This is a genomic window from Dyadobacter frigoris (genome assembly GCF_005280585.1).
In the GTDB taxonomy this organism is placed as follows: domain Bacteria; phylum Bacteroidota; class Bacteroidia; order Cytophagales; family Spirosomataceae; genus Dyadobacter; species Dyadobacter frigoris.
The window spans coordinates 21,795-43,450 of sequence record NZ_SZVO01000009.1 but is presented as its reverse complement, the minus strand read 5'-3'; the positions used below and the strand labels follow the sequence as shown (position 1 = coordinate 43,450).

At 40.5% G+C, this 21,656-nt stretch carries 14 protein-coding genes; 6 read left to right on the top strand and 8 right to left on the bottom strand.

The window, feature by feature from the left end; all coding sequences use genetic code 11:
• Positions 1-169: 169 nt before the first annotated feature.
• The 3 genes from FDK13_RS19055 to FDK13_RS19045 all read left to right on the top strand — a co-directional run bounded on the left by FDK13_RS19055 (position 170) and on the right by FDK13_RS19045 (position 2,618).
• Positions 170-1,171 carry an aldo/keto reductase gene (locus tag FDK13_RS19055; protein WP_137341609.1) on the top strand — a complete coding sequence of 334 codons (1,002 nt, stop codon included), beginning with the start codon at positions 170-172 and terminating at the stop codon, positions 1,169-1,171.
• A gap of 13 nt (positions 1,172-1,184) precedes the next feature.
• Positions 1,185-2,111, top strand: a complete 927-nt coding sequence (locus FDK13_RS19050) for an NAD-dependent epimerase/dehydratase family protein (protein WP_137341608.1) — start codon at positions 1,185-1,187, stop codon at positions 2,109-2,111.
• 189 nt (positions 2,112-2,300) lie between these two features.
• Positions 2,301-2,618, top strand: a complete 318-nt coding sequence (locus tag FDK13_RS19045; RefSeq protein ID WP_137341607.1) for a hypothetical protein — start codon at positions 2,301-2,303, stop codon at positions 2,616-2,618.
• A gap of 228 nt (positions 2,619-2,846) precedes the next feature.
• Here FDK13_RS19045 and FDK13_RS19040 read toward each other — a convergent pair whose 3' ends face one another.
• The 7 genes from FDK13_RS19040 to FDK13_RS19010 form a co-directional block, all read right to left on the bottom strand.
• Positions 2,847-5,360, bottom strand: a complete 2,514-nt coding sequence (locus FDK13_RS19040; RefSeq protein WP_137341606.1) for a glycoside hydrolase family 95 protein — start codon at positions 5,358-5,360, stop codon at positions 2,847-2,849.
• Positions 5,361-5,450: 90 nt separating this feature from the next.
• Complete coding sequence (locus FDK13_RS19035; RefSeq protein ID WP_137341605.1) at positions 5,451-6,605, bottom strand: acyltransferase family protein; 1,155 nt, start codon at positions 6,603-6,605, stop codon at positions 5,451-5,453.
• A gap of 4 nt (positions 6,606-6,609) precedes the next feature.
• The gene (locus FDK13_RS19030; RefSeq protein WP_137341604.1) at positions 6,610-8,859 is read right to left on the bottom strand and encodes an alpha-N-acetylglucosaminidase; all 2,250 of its coding nucleotides are present in this window, start codon (positions 8,857-8,859) and stop codon (positions 6,610-6,612) included.
• A gap of 133 nt (positions 8,860-8,992) precedes the next feature.
• Entirely contained in the window at positions 8,993-10,603 is a 1,611-nt protein-coding gene (locus FDK13_RS19025) for a RagB/SusD family nutrient uptake outer membrane protein (protein WP_137341603.1), read from the bottom strand.
• Between the two features lie 18 nt (positions 10,604-10,621).
• Complete coding sequence (locus tag FDK13_RS19020) at positions 10,622-13,978, bottom strand: TonB-dependent receptor (RefSeq protein ID WP_229216102.1); 3,357 nt, start codon at positions 13,976-13,978, stop codon at positions 10,622-10,624.
• 179 nt (positions 13,979-14,157) lie between these two features.
• On the bottom strand, positions 14,158-15,351 hold the full coding sequence (locus FDK13_RS19015; protein ID WP_137341602.1) for a FecR family protein: 1,194 nt from the start codon (positions 15,349-15,351) through the stop codon (positions 14,158-14,160).
• A gap of 149 nt (positions 15,352-15,500) precedes the next feature.
• Positions 15,501-16,097 carry an RNA polymerase sigma factor gene (locus FDK13_RS19010; RefSeq protein WP_137341601.1) on the bottom strand — a complete coding sequence of 199 codons (597 nt, stop codon included), beginning with the start codon at positions 16,095-16,097 and terminating at the stop codon, positions 15,501-15,503.
• Between the two features lie 256 nt (positions 16,098-16,353).
• Between FDK13_RS19010 and FDK13_RS35845 the strand changes: the two genes are divergently transcribed.
• The 3 genes from FDK13_RS35845 to FDK13_RS19000 all read left to right on the top strand — a co-directional run bounded on the left by FDK13_RS35845 (position 16,354) and on the right by FDK13_RS19000 (position 20,650).
• Positions 16,354-16,788: an alpha/beta hydrolase fold domain-containing protein gene (locus FDK13_RS35845; RefSeq protein ID WP_220417387.1), complete on the top strand. Its 435-nt coding sequence runs from the start codon at positions 16,354-16,356 to the stop codon at positions 16,786-16,788.
• Entirely contained in the window at positions 16,770-16,928 is a 159-nt protein-coding gene (locus FDK13_RS35840) for a hypothetical protein (RefSeq protein ID WP_220417386.1), read from the top strand. Before FDK13_RS35845 ends, FDK13_RS35840 begins: the two co-directional genes overlap by 19 nt.
• Positions 16,929-17,089: 161 nt before the next feature.
• Entirely contained in the window at positions 17,090-20,650 is a 3,561-nt protein-coding gene (locus FDK13_RS19000) for a PAS domain S-box protein (RefSeq protein WP_137341600.1), read from the top strand.
• Between the two features lie 39 nt (positions 20,651-20,689).
• On the opposite strand, the gene FDK13_RS18995 is transcribed toward FDK13_RS19000, so the two are convergent.
• Positions 20,690-21,601, bottom strand: a complete 912-nt coding sequence (locus FDK13_RS18995; protein ID WP_137341599.1) for an AraC family transcriptional regulator — start codon at positions 21,599-21,601, stop codon at positions 20,690-20,692.
• Between the last annotated feature and the right edge of the window lie 55 nt (positions 21,602-21,656).

Below are 21,656 nucleotides of genomic sequence, written 5' to 3'. Positions count from 1 at the left end.
TACCAATCTATAAAAGTACTTATTTTTATGATAATGCTTTTCACTGCAACTTTGTAAAACAATTACGGAAAGAACTGCTGATTTAAATTGTCGAATGGCAGTAACCGGTTAGTTTAATTTTAACAAAAAACAGTTTCCATTTCTATAATGGAATTATAAACAAGGTAAAATGGAATACAGGAAATTAGGAACAACCGATTTAAATTTATCTGTTATTACCTACGGAGCATTTGCGATTGGCGGCTCTATGTGGGGAGGTAACGAAAAACAGGATTCAATTGATGCTATTCACGCTTCTCTGGATCATGGTATAACCAGTATAGACACGGCGCCATTTTACGGTTTCGGACTTAGTGAAGAGTTAATTGGTGAGGCAATAAAAGGCCGTGACCGCTCTAAAATCCAGATCCTTACCAAATTCGGACTGGTTTGGGATAAAAGTAATAATGGAAAAGGCGAGCACTTTTTTGACGCCTCGGATGAGCAGGGAAACCCCGTTCCCGTTTTCAAATTCGCTTCAAAAGAAAATATTATCAAAGAGGCAGAAGAAAGTCTGAAACGTTTGGGAACGGACTATATTGATCTTTTACAAATTCACTGGCCGGATGCAACCACGCCGATTTCAGAAACGATGGAAGCGATGGAATTACTGATTCAACAAGGAAAAATCAAAGCAGCAGGTCTTTGTAACTATGATCTTTCGCAAATGCAGACTGCGGCAGAAACGATCAAACTTGCCTCAAACCAGGTTTCTTACAGTATGCTCAACAGAGGAATTGAAAATGAACTGGTTCCTTTTTCAATAGCCAATGACATTTCAATAATTGCATACAGTCCGCTGGAAAGAGGACTTTTGACCGGCAAATATTTTAAGAATGCCAGACTGAAATCTGATGATCACAGGAATGGTTATTTTGGTCAGTTTAATCCTGAACTGGTTGAAGCTTTTTTAAACAAAATTCAACCGGTTGCAGATAGTCAAAATGCTACTTTATCTCAACTGGTTTTGCGTTGGACTACACTTCAACCAGGAATCGCTATCGTACTCGCCGGCGCCAGAAATGCAAAACAGGCTATTGAAAATGCAGCCGCAATAAACATCAGCATATCAGACGAAGAATTGAATTTCATCAACGAAAATCTTGCACTAATCAGTCAGCAATTGGCTTAATAAACTAAAAATCATGTCTATAAACAAAGTATTCATCACCGGCGCGACCGGATATATCGGAGGTTCCGTTGCACATTTGTTGCTACAAAAAGGCTATCAGGTTTCTGCTTTGGTCAGAAAAGAGGCGGACGCTGAAAAATTGCGTGCACTGGGGATTACCCCGGTAATAGGTGCCATTCATAATATGCCCGTTCTCAGAAAAGCAACAGCTGACGCAGATGCTGTCATTCACACGGCAGATGCTGACGATTTTTTCTCAGTAATCACGTTTTTAGAAGAATTAAAAGGTACCGGAAAAACTTTTATTTTCACTTCCGGGTCGAGCCTAGTTGGTGACAATTCAAAAGGTGAAAAAGGAAATATTGTATATACTGAAGATATTCCTGTACAGCCCCGGCTTGAAAAACTTCACCGGGTAGCAATTAACGATCATATTCTGGCAGCAGCAAAAGATGATGTGCGAAGTATCGTGCTTGTTCCGACGATGGTTTACGGAAAAGGTCTTGGAATCAAGCCAGACAGCATCCAGGTTCCTATGCTGATCGACATTGCAAAGGAAAAACAGGCTGGTGTTTATATTGAAAAAGGCGAAAATATCTGGAGTAACGTGCATATTGAGGATTTAGCTGAATTGTACGTTCTTGCACTGGAAAAGGCTCCTGCCGGATCATATTTTTACACTGAAAACGGCAGCGCATCGTTGAAAGAAATCGCTGTAAACATCAGCTTCATGCTCGGTTTTGAAGGAAAAACTGAATCGATCAGTCTGGATACTGCTATTGAAAAATGGGGACCGGATGCTTCGGCTTTTGGATTTGCCTCCAACAGCATTGTTAATTCTGACAAAGCAAGAAAATTGTTAGGCTGGACTCCTAAACATTCTTCTATACTGGAAGATATTAAAACGGGATCTTACCACAAGATTCATGTTACTACATAGGAAATTTAATTATTCCGATATATAAATTCCAGGTTATTTCCGCCATTTTATTCTATCAAAAATGAATAAGTGGCGGAGATCAATTTTTCCTGCATCGTCCCCACTTTTTTATTTAAAAATAGCTTGACATTTTTGAGAATTATTTTTATAATTACTCATATTTCTCACAGAAAAACCAGGCTCGTAATTATGAAAAGTGCTCAAAAAAACCCGTCAGTGATCGGATTTAACAATGAATCCTACATGCATTATCTTGCAATTCGCTATATCTACAACTCTGAGGACCCAAAGTGGGAAGGATTTCGATGGACCGGAGTTTCCGGGATCTCTGAAAAGATGTGGATTGAATTACATCACACAGCAAAACATGATGTAGAAAACGAGGGAGGAAGCTTGAAAGGTTATGAGTTTGTAAATGATGAACTTGTGACTCACGACTGGATCAGTTCAAATTCATGGCCCGCCAACTGGATGTGGGTTATTCAATCTGAAAAAATTGCTATTTGAAACAACTAGGCTATTAAAAAGAAATTATCCCCAATAACGAGCCAGAGCGGCAGTTATTGGGGATTTTTATTTGCGGACTGAGTGATTGTTTTTTTGAAAACAGGATGATTTTCAAAAAAAACCATACCTACGGCAGTCGGTTGATTGTATTATTTAACAACACGATATGAATTATACGACTATCAAATCTTCTGTACCGATATTACTTTCTTGATTGATATACAAAAACTATTTGCTTGCTTTAAAAATGTATTCTTTTCCGGCTTCTGTTAGAAAATCAAAAATAAATGTCCCTTTTTTGGTCATCACAGCACCTTCTCCTTTTTGCTGAATTGATTTATAAAACGGATTTTGGTTTTCTCCTGCGGCGGCTTTAATACTAATTTTCGCGGCAGATTTCAAAGTATTCGGAATTCCAATTCTGCAATTGCCGCCAAGTTTAGACCGGATTGTTAACTGAGTGATTTTGCCATTAACCCAGGTAACATCGGTTTCAAATCCACCTCTAGCTTTAAGACCTTTTACCGCTCCGCTTCTCCAGTTATCAGGAACGGCCGGAAGAATATTGATCAAACCATCGTGGCTTTGCAGCAGCATTTCAGTAATTCCTGATGTTCCTCCAAAGTTTCCATCAATTTGAAAAGGTGGATGCGCGTCGAATAAATTCGGGTATGTACCGCCGCCTTGTGAATAATTTGTCCCTTCAACACCGGTCAGTTTCAACTGTTCACGAATCAATTTGTAAGCATGATTTCCATCCAGCAAACGCGCCCAGATATTAATTTTCCATCCTTTGCTCCATCCGGTTCCGCCATCTCCGCGAATCTCCATCGTTTTTCTGGCCGCATCAGCGTAAACAGGTGTCGTCAGAGGCGAAATTTGCCTGCCCGGAAAAAGCCCGAATAAGTGAGAAATATGGCGATGTTCCGGTTCTTCATCTTTCCAATCCTTATACCATTCCTGCAAATTTCCTCGTTTTCCAATTTGTAATGGAAACAATTTGCTCCGCTTTTCAATGAGCAGCTTCCTGAAATCTGAGTCGGTACCAAGTCGCTCCGAAGCTTCAATCAGATTCGTAAACAAATCCCAGATAATAGACATATCCATTGTTGTTGCTACTGAAACGGAACCCTTAAAGCCCGTTTCAGTAACAAAAATATTTTCCGGCGTAGTAGCTGGAGCAGTAACCAGCCTGCCGTTTTTATCTTCAATCAACCAGTCCAGCATAAATAATGCAGACGATTTCATCAAGGGATAAGCCGTTTTGGAAAGATATTCCTGATTGCCTGTAAACTGATAATGTTCCCATAAATGCTGACAAAGCCAAGCGCCACCCATCGGCCAGTTGGCCCATGAAGGACTTCCGCTTACCGGATTTGACGTTGCCCAGATATCCGAATTATGGTGAACCACCCAACCTTTTGCGTTATAGAAATTTTTGGCAGTTTCGGCGCCCGTTACCTCCATTTGTTTAATAATATCCAGTAACGGTGTATGCAGTTCCGAAAGATTAGCGGTTTCAACCATCCAGTAATTCATCTGGGCATTAATATTAGTAGTAAAATTACTACTCCACGGCGGACGAACCTGATGATTCCAGATCCCTTGCAAGTTGGCAGGAACACCGTTTGCGCGGGAACTTGAAATAAGCAGATAACGCCCAAACTGGAAATAAAGAGATTCCAGAGCAGGATCTTTTCCTCCATCTGTATAGTTTTTCAAACGCTCATCCATCGGCAAATCAACCTTTGGATTTCCGTTGAGAATTAAATTGACCCGATTAAAATATTGATGATAATCGGAGATATGATCACCTTTGAGTGTATCAAATGTTTTTGTGAGCGCGGGTCTTAGATAATTTTCGACAAGCTCAACCTCATCTTTCCCGTCTTTATCAGGACATTTATCAAAACCATTAAAACTCGTTGCTGCCGAAAGTAAAAGTACAACTTCACTGGCGTCAGTGATATGTAAACCGGCACTGTCGGCCATCACCTTCCCATCCGATTCTTTCACTTTTACCCTTAGTTCGAACCGCATACCTTTGCATCTGTCCGGGTCATTATAAACCACCGGAAGCTCCATCGACTCCATGTAACTCGGATCTGTATGCGATGGTGCCTGACCTTTCATAGCTATCTGATCCTGAGCAATGACCACGTTATTGTAAACCAAGGGACTTTGTGTTGAGGCAGTAAAATTCAGCGCACCTTTTTTGCTGGCTTTCAGTTTTATGATCATAATCTGATCAGGGGCTGAAATGAAAATTTCGCGACTGTATTCAACGCCATCAACCGTGAATTTCGTCAGCGACAATGCATTGGAAATATCAAGTTCCCGCCTATAATCCGTTGGATTTGAAGAAAAATTCTGTTTGATAATAAGATCACCTAACGGCTCGTAAGATTCCGTAAAGAGCCCCTGCATCTTTTTTGTCAGCGCTTCGGCGAGCTTAAAATCCTCATTGGCCAGGGCTTTTCTGATTTGAGGAAGATATTTAACCGCACCAGGATTGGGATTTGTATTAACGGGTCCGCCAGACCAAAGCGATTCTTCGTTTAACTGGATCAATTCCTCATTAACCCGGCCAAAAACCATAGCTCCGATTCTGCCGTTGCCAATGGGTAAGGCTTCATTCCAGTTGCTTGCAGGCTGTTTATACCAAAGTTTTAAATCCTGCTGAGCAAACAACCGAGAGGAAAAAAGTAAAAAGAAAATGCTAAATGTAAATCTCAATTTCATACCAAAAGAACAAATTTATTCCAAACTACAAGGCATAGTTTGCTATGATCTACTTTGTCAAAAAGGTTAAAAAATGTTTTTGAAGATAATTTAAACCTTCAAAAATAGCTTGTTTCGATAAAGGAAATAGAGAAATATGAGCTCAATAATAATTACTGAAATTGCTTTTAATAAAACATGAAACGGTGCGGCAGCTAAGTTTATTAATCCTCCAAAAATAAAATCAGCTGTATATCCAAAGTTGAGCACACCCTCAACAGCCATATAAATTACGATAGAATTCATCCCGATCAGCAGAAATGGGAAAGTCCACTTTTTCCAACCCAACACGTCGATAATAAGATAGAATAATGCAAAAAAAGCGATACTATATCCACCTGCAAATAATACGAAAGAACTGCTCCACAATCTTTTATTGATTGGAAAAACACAATCCCAGGTAAGACCTAGTAAAATGAGTAAGACAGATGCCAAAAGTAAAAAATACACGCTTTTTAATGGATTATAGCGTTTTTCTTTAATAAAGGTACCGGTAAATATCCCCAGTAAACCAGTCGCAACAGCAGGAATTGTGGATAAAACCCCTTCGGGATCATGAACTTTACTATGCAGTCTTCCGGGTAAAAGAACCCTGTCAATATAAGATTCCAATGAGCCTTCCATTGTCAGATCCCCTGCACCAAAACCGGGAACAGGGATTAATATCATAGCAAGCCAATAACCGATCAAAATAAAACAAAACCAGATAACCTGCTTTTTCAGATTGCAGTTTAGATAAATCAACCCGGCGAAGAACCAGGCAATTCCAATTCTTCCTAAAACACTGGCGAACCTGGTATTTTCGTATCCGTTAAATTTGAAAAGTCCGTTTACGATCAATCCCAGGAAAACGAGAATCATCGTTCTTCTCAACATATCCACATAAACCTTTCTTTTTACATCTCCTGGAAGTTCAAAAGTACTTTTTACGTTAGCTGCAATCAGTTTTTTCCCAAAAGAGAAAGGCATGGAAACACCTGAAATAAAAAGAAATAACGGGAAAATCATATCGTAAAAAGTACAGCCATTCCAGACAGTGTGGTGCATTTGCGCTGAAATCCAGATTAAGACAGACCAACCAGTCAATTCAGCCAGCGCATGAATAATGTGCTCACCGCCAATGATCCAGAACATATCAAAACCACGTAAGGCGTCAAGGGAAATTAAACGTTGGGATTCCTGATTTTTATTGAGTGGATCGTTCATGTAGTCAGTTATTGTGGTAATCTTTTTCAATTTGCTGATGATACTTTGCATGCATTTTCAATGCTATCTCCACGCTATTTCCTTTTTCTGTAACCGTGAACACTTTCTGCTCATTCACCCAGTCCCATTCCCATTGCGAAATATTTTTTTCGAAGGATTTAAAATCAGGAACTGATCCGTTTGTCAAGGACGAATCCAGCATGGCAAAAAATTTCTGCCAGCGTACCTTGTAAAAATCATTAAGCAAACCACTCCATTGCCGGTTCGAATATTCGTGCAGCGGACTATCAGCATCTCCCCAGAGTGTGATCAGATCTCTTGCATTTTTTTCATACAATGTCTTTTCTTCTGCGTTTGAACCCCATTTCCGCGCGTCAGCAAGCCATGGGCCCAACAAAAAATCTTTCCGGGTTGCAAGTAACAAATCCATATCATTGATCAGATCCGTAAATTGCGCACTATATTTCTGGAAAGCCTTTTTATCTTTTGATTTAAATGCAGCCACCCATTTCTTCTGAATTACCAACGCATAATTAGCGAGCACCTGCCTGGAAACGTCCGTCAGATCATATTGAAAACCATCTGCTTTATTTCCATTTTTTGCAGATTTAATAAATAAGTCCCAGGCTGGCAGAAGATCCTTGGGGGCATAATTCAATTTCGTTCTTGTCCACACTGTCGTCGAATCCAGCGTTGGTCTTCCTGTAATAATGGATTCTGCGCCATCTCGTATTTCCTTTCCATTATAAACGGTTTGTCTCAAAATCTGCCAGGCATTAAGAAGATCCGCATCTTCGTTTCCATATCGGTTTCGGGTATATTTTTTGAGCCATGCATCCAGCTGGATCGGTTCTGTTTGCCAGGTATGTTCCATCATCAGTTCATAAATCACCGGGTTTTGTTCGATGGCTTCCATCGTAAGGCCAATTCCTTCCAGCCGTTTTTTATTCAGATCTTTCCAGGCTGCCGAAGGACCGCTGGCAACACCTTCCATTCGGCCAAAAAGATTGACATTTCCTCCGAAATTATTGAGCATATTCCAAATCCATGGTTTGCCGTAAAATCCATCGGTTCGTTTCCATACGGGTTCAATTTCTGCCGCCAGGTCCAGCAAAATCATTTTATCATCTGGAACAGCTTTCAACAACGCTTCAATCTGCGGCGCCTTCCAGAATTTCCGGTCACTATAAAAAAGCCAGCCCTGCATGACCCATACTGCTTCCGGATCTGCCTGTTTCATTCCGTCGTAAATTCTTTCACTTAACTTAGACAGATATTCCGGATCATCTGTTGGCGGTTCATTTTCATTAAACGTATCGGCAGAATAAAGATGATCCGTACCGTACAAGTCTGTCTGTTTGGCCAAAAACTTCTTTCCGATTTCAGCAAAAAGAGGATCCTGGGAATCAAGAATGTAGGTATCACCAAAACCATTTGTCCAGTTGGTCGACTTTAAAACAGCTTTCGGAAATTTCTTTTTAAAAGCAGCCGGAACGTGGCCGGTAAATGCTGGCAAAACCGTTTTCATCCCTAATTCACGTTCACGCTTTACAATTTGTTGTTGTAAAATTTTATGGCCTTCCATCCATTTTTGCGGTAACGGACCACCCCAGCCATCCAGATTCCCCATCCAGAACCAGCCGAAATATGCCGGTCCGCTAAAAAAATCTTTAAGATCATTGGCACTGAAACCCATCTCTTTATAAACTTCCAGCCAGGTATATTCTTCACCCGTTATCGCAAGCGGCATATTGATTCCATGCAAGGCCATCCAGTCAATTTCTTTCTGCCATCTTTCCCAGTCCCACCAGCTCATGCTGTAATTGAAGGTGCAGTAATTGAGATAATAGCGGTAATTATAAACGGTCACTTTTCTGATTTTAGAAGGCACAACAGGCAACTTTTCCGGCAAATCAAGATTTGTACCATTCCATGTAATCTGGCAGCGTGCGTATTCTGTCAGGTAATGATACAACGCGGATGCGACGGCCACGCCGCTTGTTCCGCGTAGAATTATCTTGTTGTTTTTACTTTCAATTTCAAATTCGTCTTTCCCTGATTTTGCTGCCAGTTCCTCAACTTCAAAATGAGACGCATGTGAAGGAATCACTCTGCCAATCAGCCCCTTTCCTGTTTCAGATATTCCTTGTGCTTTTGATGAAAATGTAAAACATAATAGCAAAATCAGAAAGCAGAATCGTCCCGTCTCCCCTCCGATATGAAGAGAAAAACAACCTTTTCGAATGATTTTCATTTTGTAATATTGATAAAATAAACTGTTGCTGAGATTGAATCAGAACGATAGTAGAATTTCAAAAGCCTCTAAAAACAGAGACCGAAAGAAAATTTTCTCCGTATCCGGTCACGGATACGGAGAAATAAATTAATCAATAACCGGGATTTTGAACCAGAGCCGGGTTAAGTAAAAGTGCAGAATTAGGAATTGGGAAAATGCGTTTCGTAATGTCCGCATTGGTTTTATAACCCCATTTATTTTCAAATTTCCCGAAGCGGATCATGTCATTTCTGTGCCACATTTCAGAAGCGAACTCACGAATTCTTTCTCCATAAATAGCCTCCAGATCAACCGTCGTCAAAGCTGCGGCAGATCTTGCAGTTCGCACCGAGTTAACAAGAGACAAAGCAGTTGCACCCGAAGTTGCCGCGCCGCCTCGCTGAATTGCTTCTGCTTTCATCAAAAGCGCATCCGCATAACGGAAAATCGGCACATCATTATTCTGGTTTCTGTTCAAAGAAGTAGCATCCGGATGGAACTTTATATTTCTATATCCCATATTCCAGGCCAGCTCGTCATTACCAACATCAAAAGACGCAACATCTTGTCTCAAAGTCACTTCCGGTGTAATATTGATTTGATACGTGTAAGGCGTCGAAGGATCAGAACCGGTATAAAACTGGTCATACCCCTTTTTAGTTGTAGTAACCGTAACCGGCGTCCCGTCATCATAAAACTGCAAACCCGTCAGCCATTCTTTATTTCTGATGTCATTGGCATCGTTGAAATATTTATAAAATTCAGGTAATGTACTTACCGCAGCATCCGGTGTAAAAGGCATTTTAAACTTTGCAACCATTCCTCTCGGCACGTCATAACGTGAATGAAGGTTGGTAGCTCTAAAAGGAAAACTGTTGGTAGCCGTTGCATCAAAAGGAATTGCAAAAACAAATTCCTTCATCTGAGGACCGTTGTTTGGATAAAACATTTGCAGATACGAAACGGCCGGTTCCAATGAAAATTTACCCGAACTGATAATCGCATCACACGCTGAGATACAGTCCGCATTACGCGCAGTACCTGTATAAACTTCGGCATTCAGATACATTTTGGCAAGCAAAGCCTGCGCAAGATATTTGGTTGGACGGCCATAAGTTGAAACATCAACAACATCACTCAAATCCGGAAGTACTGCTTTTATTTCCGTTTCCAGAAAAGTAAAAACTTCTGCGCGTTTTGCATTTGGATGTGCGCTATAATCTCCATAAGTAGTAATAATTGGAACGTTTCCGAAGCTGTCCATCATCCAGAAATAAGCCAGCGCACGCACCATTTTCAGTTCAGCCAATGTCTGGGTTTTTGAAGTCCCGGCTGGCATATTAGTTTCCAGAATGGAAAGTGACTGGTTCACCGTTCCGATAATCGTACTCAACCAGGTCCAGTTTCCAGTAACCGTGCTGTGATCTTTTGTCCAGGTATGCAAGTGCAAATCCTTAAATTCTGCTCCATTGTACCAGTTTCCGCCTTTTGCTGGGAAAATTGCTTCGTCAGTACTCAACGTTTGCAGGTGAAAAAATTCAACTGAAATATTTCCTCTCAAAGCAACATATGCAGGTCCAGCGGCACTGATAAACTGAGCAGCATCCGTTGGAAAAACATCAGGTGTAAGTTCCGAAGTTACCGGCACGTCAAGATCATGACAGGAAACCATCGTCCCAAGTAATACTGCTGATAGAATTATTTTTATATATGACTTTCTCATGATATCTAGGTTTTAAAATCAGAATGATACATTCACTCCCAAAAGGAAAGTTCTTGTTTTAGGATAGAAGTTGTTGGAATCAACTCCCGGCGCAAGACCTCCCTGATTAATTTCCGGGTCAACACCATTGTATTTTGTGATGACAAACAGGTTATTAACCGAAGTATAGACACGAAGATTTTTGATGCTTGAACCCAGGTTTTTGAAATTATATCCCAAAGTCGCATTATCAAATCTCAGGTAACTACCACTTTCCACGAACCTTGAAGAATACTGATATGAATTGTAATCAGCCATCGATTCTCCTCCGGCATCTACCAGAATATTGGTGTACTGTGCTGTGTTTGGTCTGAAAAGATCGGCACGTGTCGCGTTGAAAATCTTGTTTCCGAATGCTCCGCGGAGGAAAATATTCAGGTCAAAATTCCTGTAACGGAAGCTGTTTGACCAACCTGCCAAAAGTTTTGGCTGTGCATTTCCAATGTATTTATAATCAACCCCGATAGAAGGTGTAGTGGTCAACTGGCCATCACCACCTACAAACTGAGAAACTCCATCTGCATTTTTACCCGCATATTGCAAGGAGAAAAACTGTCCCAAAGGTTTTCCCGCTTTCAGAATTTCAAGCGAATGACTTGATTGTCCCAACCCTTCCGGATTTGCTAAAAGTACCGAGTCTCCACCTGCAAAAAGCGGGTTCGTCAAACTTGTTACTGTATTTTTATTATGTGCAAGATTTAATCCGGTTGTCCAGCGGAAAGGACCTTTATCAAAAACAACCGCGTTCAGACTTAGCTCAATTCCTTTGTTATTGATACTTCCGCCGTTGGTTGTGATTTTTCCCGTCGGTACCAAAATCGGATCTACGCTGTAAGAGTAAATCATTCCGGTTGTATTTTTATTATACAATTCCAATGTACCGCTCAACCTTCCACCCAAAACTGCAAAGTCAATTCCCAAGTTGCTGGTCGCTGTTTTTTCCCATTTCAAATCCGGATTCGCAGCCTGTGTTGGTCCAAGTGCTGCATTGAGTGTTCCGTTGTAATAATAAGTCCCTAAGCTACCCGACAAAAACTGAGTTGTGTATGCACCAAAACCTGTTGCGTTACCCGTCACGCCATAACTTCCGCGCAATTTAAGTTCGCTGAATACTTTCTGTCCGGCCATAAATCCTTCTTCCGTAATTCTCCATGCCGCCCCAACAGAAGGGAAATACCCCCATTGATTATTCTTCCCAAAAACAGAACTTCCGTCTCTTCTCACAGATCCCTGCAAAAGATATTTGTTTTTGAAATTGTAGTTAAATCTCGCAAAATCAGAGATCAAACGTGTTTGCTGATACACGCCATCCGCTCCAAAACCGATCTGAAAACCGGAAACACCGTAAGGATTACTAAGCGCAAGGTTGTTATAAGAAATATTGTCAACAGGTAAATTACTGGTCGTCACCTGAAAACCTTCACCGATGATATAATCCTGCCAAGAATAACCTGCTACAACATTCAAAGAATGATCGCCGAATTCTTTATTCCAGGTCAGGAATGTTTCAAGGATCTTGCTTGAATTACGGTATGAACTTCTGTTTGCCTGACCGTTGGCCCCAAAAGATTGCTGCGTATGATATCCCAAACCCGGTTCCGGATTGTCATACATATTGTTGTAATGATCTGTAAAATATTTGTTGAAATAAGTACCGCCAAGCGAGGTTGTGTTCAAATAGGAAAGATTCAAATTGTACATCAACCCGAAAGGCAACTTCACTTCCGTAGTAAAACTTCCTGTCAAATTATTCGTTTTTGTACTGTTTTGGCTGTTTTTGATCATCGAAACCGGATTGTAATAATCTGTATGATCCTGATTTTCAAAATAACTGCCATCTGCATTTTTGATTGGAGAAACGGGCAGATAAGAAACCGATTGCAGCAAAACAGTATTCCTGAAAGGAATATCGTTCGCAGTGCTGTTTGAGTTTGTAACCGTTAATCCAAACTTCAATTTATCCTTGAAGGCATATTGCTGAAGGGACAGACGACCGATGAATCGTTTCAAAGAACTGTTCAATAAAATCCCTTCCTTATTTACATAATTCAAACTGGCACTATACGTACTGTGCTCTGTTCCTCCACTGAAAGAAAGGTTATGATTTGTTGAAACCGCCGTTTTTTTCTGAACCGCGGACTGCCAGTCTGTATCAGCTCCCAGATCATCTTTTGGGGAAAGACCTACTCCGTTTTTGTCAAGAAAAGCACGAAGCTGGGCTCCACTCATCATATCCAGTTTGTTCGAAACTTTTTCGATCCCCACATAACCATTGTATGAAATCTTCATTTCTCCCTTTTTACCCTTTTTCGTGGTTACCATAATTACCCCGTTTGCAGCACGATTACCATAAATAGCGGTTGCTGCGGCGTCTTTCAAAATATCGATGGAGGCGATATCATCTGGCGCAATCGTGGAAATATCTGCTCCCGGAATGTTGTCAATTACATAAAAGGGACCTTGTGAACTGTTGATAGTAGACGCACCGCGAAGCACGACCGCGGCTGGTTTGTTCGGATCACCACTTGCTGTAATATTCAAACCCGGAACCTTACCCTGCAAAAGTTGCCCCACATCCGTGATCGCTCCTTTATTCATTTCCTCCGCTTTCACGGTTGTTACGGCACTGGTCAAAGTTTTGCGCGATTGCGTTCCGTATCCAATTACAGCAACCTCGCCCAAAGTCGTATTGCTTTCCGTCATGGAAACCGAAATATTACTCTGCTTGCCCACAAGCACTTCTTTGGTATTAAATCCGATATAGGAAAAAACAAGCACGTCTGTATCTGTGGCGTTCACTGTAAAAGTACCCTCGGTATCCGTCGTTGTTCCCAATTTACTTGCTTTCACGACCACGGTTACTCCAATCAAAGGTTTCCCGTCCGATCCAAGAACCTGTCCCTTAATCACTTCCAGAATCTGTTTCACCGGTTCCACGATCTTGGATATTTTTTTGGGTTGCAACACAACCGTCTGGTCTACGATCGAATATTCAAAAGGCTGGTTTTTCAAACACTTGGCCAGTGCCTCTTCCAGGCTGCTGTCCTTGATCGAAATTGTAACTTTTTCCGACTTTTGCATCAGCTCGGTTTTGTACCAGAATGAATATCCGCTTTGCTTTTCAATGTTTTTAAGCACTTTTTCCAAAGAAGCATTTTGTGCTACAAGCGTAATTTTCTGGGCAGAGCTGCTGGCGCTTACCTGCAAACAAAAAGCCAGCGAAAAAATAAAGATCAGTTTCATAACCAAAATAGTTCTGGTTGGCAGGAAGCGGGCATACCTGTCGGCTATATACGACGGCCCCCGCCTCTTTTGGATAAAAGAGTTGTGATTCATACTTTTGTTCTTGGGTTGGTACTAAACGGTTTGAGATAATTGTTAAGTAATGCTGACTCTTTTGAGAATCGGGAGCGGTCGCAACGTTCCCGTTCTTTTTTTGCTTTATAGAAAGCCTCAGAGACAACACCAGTTTTCCTACATGTAAAGGTGTCTATTTTGTCATAAGCTTATCCGGGTTATGGTGTTACAATAATTGATTTTCCTTCAATCCTGAATTTTACTCCGCTGAGTGATAATATTTTCAATACTTTGGAAACATTTGCGTTTCTGGGTAATCGTCCCGTAAAATGTTCCCGGCTTGCATTTCCTTCATACGTAATATCCACATCATACCAGCGTGAAACCTGACGCATGATACTTTCCAGATTATCATTCTCAAACTGAAAATATCCAGTTTTCCAGGCCATTTCTTTGTCTGTATCCACATCATCCAAAACTCTGATGTTATCAGATGCATTTGTAAGCCTTGCCTGCTGTCCCGGACCAAGCAAGGCGGATTTGCCCGCTCTGCTTACTTTCACAGATCCTTCCAAAAGCGTGGTTTTCATTACCTTTTCGTCCGGATAAGCCATCACATTAAAATGTGTTCCCAGTACGGCAACTTCGGCTTCATAGGCCTTTACGATGAATGGCATTTTAGCGTCATGCGCCACTTCGAAATACACTTCTCCTGTAATTTCTACCCGGCGTTCCTTACCCGTAAATGCAGTTGGGAATCTCAGACTGGAAGCTGCATTAAGCCAAACTTTGGAACCATCCGGTAAAACAATATGGTATTGCCCTCCTTTTGGTGTGCTGACTTTATTGTACACCACAGCCCCGGCAGCCTGATCATTGGATTTATAAACTAATTCGCCCGTTCCCGATTTTGTGATACTTGTATTTCCCTGGCTTGCCAGATTTCCATTTCCTGCGCTATCCAGAATAATATTGGATCCGTCGCCAAGGGTTAAAATCGCTTTGTTTCCACCCGGAGGAAGATCTGCAACAAGCGTCGACGGAATATTTTTCATTGCCATTTTATTCGTCTCCCTGATACCCGACCACCAGTACATACCGATTGCCATAATCAAAACTGCGGCGACGGCTATTTTAGCCCAAAGATGAAACGAAGAAATATCATTCTCGTCGCTAAATTCATATGATAAGGATTTTTCTTCCGTTGGGAAAATAGTACTCAGTATCCTGTCAGAAACATGGTCCGGCATCTTCGCCTGACTATCAAAATCATCCCAGGCATTTTCCAGAATACCGGACAATCCTTCATCAGGATTTTCTTTTATCCAGACAGCCAGCTCCTGCTTTTCAGCAACGCTGCATGCATTTCTGAAAAACTTTTCTGTCAGAAAATAAATCCTGTTTAAATGCATGATATATATACGAATCTCGTCAAATACTTATTTAATATTCTGATATTTTCAATATTACTCCAATATAAATAAAGACAATATCAAGTATCACCAAATAAAAGACAAACAAGAAAGACGAAGGGACTAGTAGGAGAGAAAAAAAAGTAAAATTATTTTTTGAAGGAAATTATAGCGGCTACAAGTAACATCGTATCCGCATGTTTTCGCAGTTGTATACGAATTGTAGACATTGCCTGAACAATGTGATTTTTGACGGTATTCGGGGATATTTTAAGCAAATTGGCAATTTCATCGTGGGATCTGCCCTCTTCCCTGCTTAAATAGTAAACTGCTTTTTGTTGGGGAGGAAGTTTTTCAAGAATTTCTCCAAGAATTTTTTCTATATCTTTCAAAGCAAGAATTTCCTGAGTCTCGTTATGCCCAACGGGATTCTTGTGGAATAGCTCAGCCATAATCAGGGTTTCGTGAGCCATTCTTTTGAAATGGTTGATAACATGATTTTTTGACATCCTGAAAAGGTAACTGCCGAAATTATCAATATTAATTAACGAATCATGATCGTTCCAGAGTTTCATAAAAACATCCTGAACAATATCTTCCGCAAGCATTTCTGATTCTGTCAACCTCAAAACATAAGCATACAGCTTATTTTTGTACATATGAAAAAGTGTTGTAAATGCACCCTGGTCAGCCTGGGAAGCAAGTACAAGCAATTCTTTTTCGTTATGTAAAGCCTGAATTAACACAGCGGGTTACAATTAATATAAAACCTAATAAAATTCAGAAGAGTCAATATTTTATTTTGCAAATAATACAAACATATTAATTACTTATTACAAAAAACACGAATTGCAGATTTATATAAAATTTTATTTTTGGCATATCAAACAAGTTTAGCCGTTGAGAATATTCACCATCAGGTGACAAAACACCATTTCATTATCCTTTTCAATTTCAAATTTTTGATAATATTGTTAATCCTTATTTCACTTGTTTGCGTAAGTGTATCGAAAAAACATTTTCATCAACCTAAAAATAATTATTAAATCATCAACCGGAAAAATTAAAAATCACCTTGTTAAAACAGTAAAATTATCTTTTGCCACGGCGCTGGGTTTATTCCTCTTAACATCATGCGGCAGCGGTTCCGAGAAAGGATCGACTTCGGATTCACTTGCTGGGAAAACCAAAAAAGATCGTGTTGCCGGTTCGGATATGAATACAAAGTCTTATCAGAAAAATGCGATGGCCAAACCTTTGGTTAAGCCCATGATGGAATGGTTTGTGAAAAATTATTTGAACAACATGGCAGAAGCGAAAGATCCAAGGATCAGTCTTGTTAACGCTAACCTAAAAGGATTGCCATCCACAACCATTATCACAGATGAAATTGATCCATTGCAAAGTGCAATAGTCAATTGCTTGCTGATAAATTAAAAGCGGCTGATGATAAAGTAGATTCCAAAAATTATTCAGGTGTAACACATGAGTTTTTCGGAATGGCTATTATTGTTCCCCTGGCAAAGGAAGCTCATGCTTATGCGGCTGATGAATTGAAAAAGGCTTTTAAAAAATAATCCGGCGATAGAATAAGATTGAAAACGAATAGTACTGCTCTGGAACGGAATTTATAACAAAATATTTTTTATTGATTTACCGATAATTGGCGGTAAACAGGTACCGAAAAATTCAAACCTTACGATCAACTATTTCCGTAACCAATAATTTATTTTTATCAATGAACGGCCAGAACAAGCCTTTTAGCCCAAATAGCAACGTCGAAGTAGAAAGACTGGAATTGGCTCTTGAAGCCGCATCTGTTGGTACCTGGGAACTGGATTTATCAAATAATACTGTGCGCTGGTGCGAACGGACGAAGGTTTTATATGGATTTTCCGGTGAAGACATTGTTCCTTATGAACTGGTATTGTCGCTGATTCATCATGATGATAAAAAACGGGTTGACGAAGGTGTAAAACTGGCCCTGGATGGTTATATAAGAAAACCGTACAATGTTGAATTTCGGGTAATATCAAATATCGATGGACAGACCAGATGGCTGCATTGTAAAGGATCAGCATATTTTGATAAAAACGGAAAACCGGAAAGATTTCTGGGTACTGCACAAAATGTATCGCAGGATGCACAGAACCGGCAGCTGTTACGCGAAAACGAGGAAAAAATTAGAACGCTGGTTGACAACACGCCGGATATTATAACACGTTGGGATAAAGATTTAAAACTGTTATTTGCCAATGCCGCTTACGAAGAAAAAACAGGCATTTCCAATGATTTTATTTTAGAAAAAACCATTGGCGAAATGGGTAAGCCGGATTTCATTTCGGATCCGTATAATTTGAGTAAGATTTTCGAAACTGGAAAACCGCAGGAATATTACAATTCCTGCGCCACGTCTCATGGAGAATTTTTTTTTCATTCGAGGCTGATTCCAGAATTTAGCGAAAATGGCTCAATAGAAAGTGTACTGGCTATTGCACGCGATATTACCGATGTGAAAAATAGTGAAACCCGTTTTCAAACAATGGTGGAACAATCTCCGATGGCGATTGGCTTGCTGCGAGGAAGGGATATGATCCTCGAAATTGGGAACGACAGAATTTTCGAAATCTGGGGAAAAGATAAATCCGCTATTGGAAAAACCATTCTGGAAGTACTGCCCGAAATTCAGGAGCAAGGTTTTATGCAATTACTCCATAACGTTTATGACACCGGAGAACCATTTTTCGGGACTAACGTTTTGGCTAAACTGATCATTAACGGCATATCGGAAGATAGATATTTTGATTTCATTTACACTCCGTTATGGGATAAATCCAATAACATATCCGGAATTATCATTATGGCCAACGAGGTCACTGCACAGGTTATTGCAAAAAAAGCAGTTGAATCCAGCGAAGCAAAATTCCGTTCACTGATTGAAGAAGCGCCAGTTGCAACTTGCGTGTTGATCGGTCGGGAATTGGTTGTTGAGGTGGCCAATGAGAGAATGATTCAATATTGGGGGAAAGATAAATCTTTACTGGGCAAACCTTTAAAAGATGCTGTTCCCGAGCTTATTGGTCAACCGTTTTTACAAATCCTGGATCATGTTTTCACAACCGGTGAAACCTATGTAGGCAAAAGTGAACCTGCACAATTGGAGGTTGATGGTAAAATCGGCACTTATTATTACGATTACACCTACAAACCTTTAAGGAATAAAAATGGTGAAATCTACGCTGTCATGGATATGGCGGCAGACGTAACCAGTGAGGTCCTTGCACGGAAAGCACTGGAAGAAAGTGAATCTAAATTACGCGCTGTCCTTGAAGCTGCACCTGCCGGAATGGTCGTTTTTACAGGTGCGGATATGATTGTGGAGATGCCCAATCAGGCTTTCATCAATATCATTGGAAAGGGTAATGACATTGCAGGAAAACCACTTCGTGAAGTGATGCCTGAACTTCAGAATCAGGCATTCCTTAAAATTCTTGATCAGGTTTTCACATCAGGTGAAATGTACAAAAGCGATGCTGCCCTGGTCGATATTGTGAAACATGGCGTAATGACCCATAATTTATACGATTTCACCTACACTCCACTTTTTGATAAGGACGGAAAAGTTTTTGCCATTCTGGATGTGAGTGTCGATGTGACAGAAGCAGTAAGGGCAAGGCAGCAACTGGAAGACAGCGAACTGTTTGCCCGAAGTGTTATTGATAATTCTCCAATTGCCAAATTCGTACTTATCGGCGAAGAAATGAGAATAAGAACAGCCAACGATGTCATGATCGATATGGTTGGAAAGGATGCATCCATTCTTGGAAAAGTTGTTATGGATGCTATTCCTGAACTTGCCAATAGCCCTACGATGGAAAGGCTTTTGCATGTTTTACATACCGGAGATGTTTTTCACGAACCCGAAGAAAAAATAGAACTGATCCGACACGGTAAACCCTATACCCGTTATTACAACCACATTTACAAACCGCTCACCGATATAAATGGAGACCGTTATGGCATTATTGTGACAGCTACGGAGGTTACTGATCAAGTTCTGGCAAGGCAAAAACTGGAAGAAGCAGAGGAAAGTCTTCGGGACGCTGTCGAATTAGCTGAACTTGGCACATGGCTTCTTAATCCTGTCAGCATGACTGTAACGTATTCGGAGCGTATGGGGAAATGGTTTGGATTTGAAAAGCAATACATCGGGCTGACGGAATTTATGAATGTCATGGATGAAAAAGACAGATCAAGGGTTCAGCAAAGTATCACTGACGCATTGGCAGATAATTCAGACGGATACTATGCGGAAGAATACGTTGTAACCAGCCAGAGCACAGGTCAGCGCAGAATATTACAGGCACGCGGAAGAGCGTTTTTCAACCAGGAAGGAAAAGCTTATCTGATGCGTGGAACAGCGCAGGATGTTACTGAACAAAGATTGCTTCAAATAGGTCTGGAACAACAGGTCCAGGAACGCACGGAGGAACTGGAAGTTATCAATGAAGAACTTGCTGCTATTAATGAAGAATATATGGCAACCAATGAAGAACTGGCGGAATCCAATTATCTTCTGACCCAGTCTAACCAGAATCTTCAGCAGTTTGCATACATCGCTTCGCACGATTTACAAGAACCGTTACGGAAAATCCAGTCTTTTGGCAACTTGCTCAGCAGTAGGTACAATAAAGATCTTGGCGAAGGAATTCACCTGATCGAACGTATGCAAACTGCCGCAAACCGTATGTCGGTGCTGATCCAGGATCTTTTAACTTTTTCCAGAATTTCAACCAAACAGGATAACACCGAAAGGATTCCCCTTTCAAAAGTTGTGGATGCAGTGCTTTCAGATCTGGAATTAACAATTGAGGAAACGGGTGCGGCAATTGCGGTTAATCAGCTTCCGGTCATTAACGGAGACGAATCTCAACTGGGTCAGCTTTTTCAAAATCTGATCAGCAACGCACTGAAATTCAAACATCCAAATATTGCTCCGATAATTAAAATAAGCGCGGATAGTATCCATGCTTACCAATTACCAACAAATGTTAAACCTGCCAAAGCTGCTGCCAATTATTCCCGGATTAAAGTTTCCGATAACGGAATTGGCTTTGATCAAAAATATGCAGACAGGATTTTCCAGGTTTTCCAGCGCCTTCATGGAAGAAGTGAATTTGCAGGAACTGGTATAGGTCTTGCCATTTGTGAAAAAGTAGCGTCAAACCACGGTGGAGCAATTTCGGCCACGAGCCAGCCGGAGAATGGCGCAGTATTTACTATTTATTTACCTGAATAAGTTTGTTCGACTTACCATGAGCCGCAATTAAAAAACAGGTTATTTTGTTAATTTTAGTTTAAAATCTGTAAAATTAAAACCTGATATTTTCTTAAAAAACTTGCTGAAATAAGCCGTATCATCAAAACCAAGATGATAGGCGGTTTCTTTGAGTGTAAGATTTTTACAGATAATTAAACGCTTTGCTTCCAATATAATACGCTGGTGTATATTGTGACTGGCCGAATATCCTGAATCCCTTTTGACTCTTTCATTCAGATAGTTTGGTGTTATGGAAAGCAAAGACGCAAAATCAGATACTCTGTGATTGATGGTATAGGTATTTTCCAGCAATGAAAAGAATTTTTTCGTCAGGCCGCAGCTTTGCGGCATTGCCGGGGAAGTATAAGAAGAGTCCCGCTGCCGGGTAAGGTAAATAAGAAAAATATATAGAAATCCCCTCAGTACGTCATGCTGCAAAAATGAAATATTCGCCAGTTCCCGCTGCATGTTTCTGACAATTCCCATTATCTCCATCTGCATGTCAGAATTGATCCGGATGACAGAAAAATCCAGGTTACCACGAAAAGATTCATCGTAGAAAAAATTCCCGTTAACAGCGTCTCTTCCCGTATAAAGAAATTCTTTTTGAAATGAAAACACAAAACCTTTAAGATTTTCATCTCCTTTGAGTTGGTGCACTTTCCCGGGGTTCAGACAAAAAACAAGATTTTCAGAAATGTCATAATTTTCTGTGTCGATAGCAAACTGGCCTGTTCCCTGAGTAATCCATACAATTTCAAAATGATTATGCCGGTGCATAATATTATTTTCGGAACAAATTTTACTTCTGCCAGAATCAATGGGATGAATTTCAAGCGGAGTTCTTTCCTGTTTGGCAGGAATAACTGACCGGAAATTATTACCGGATTTTGCGTAATCCTGGCGGTTTAGGGGAATAGAAGTGATCATGACGTTCTAATAATGATGGAATTGTGCTTTGTCTTTTAATTTAATGGACAAAGCG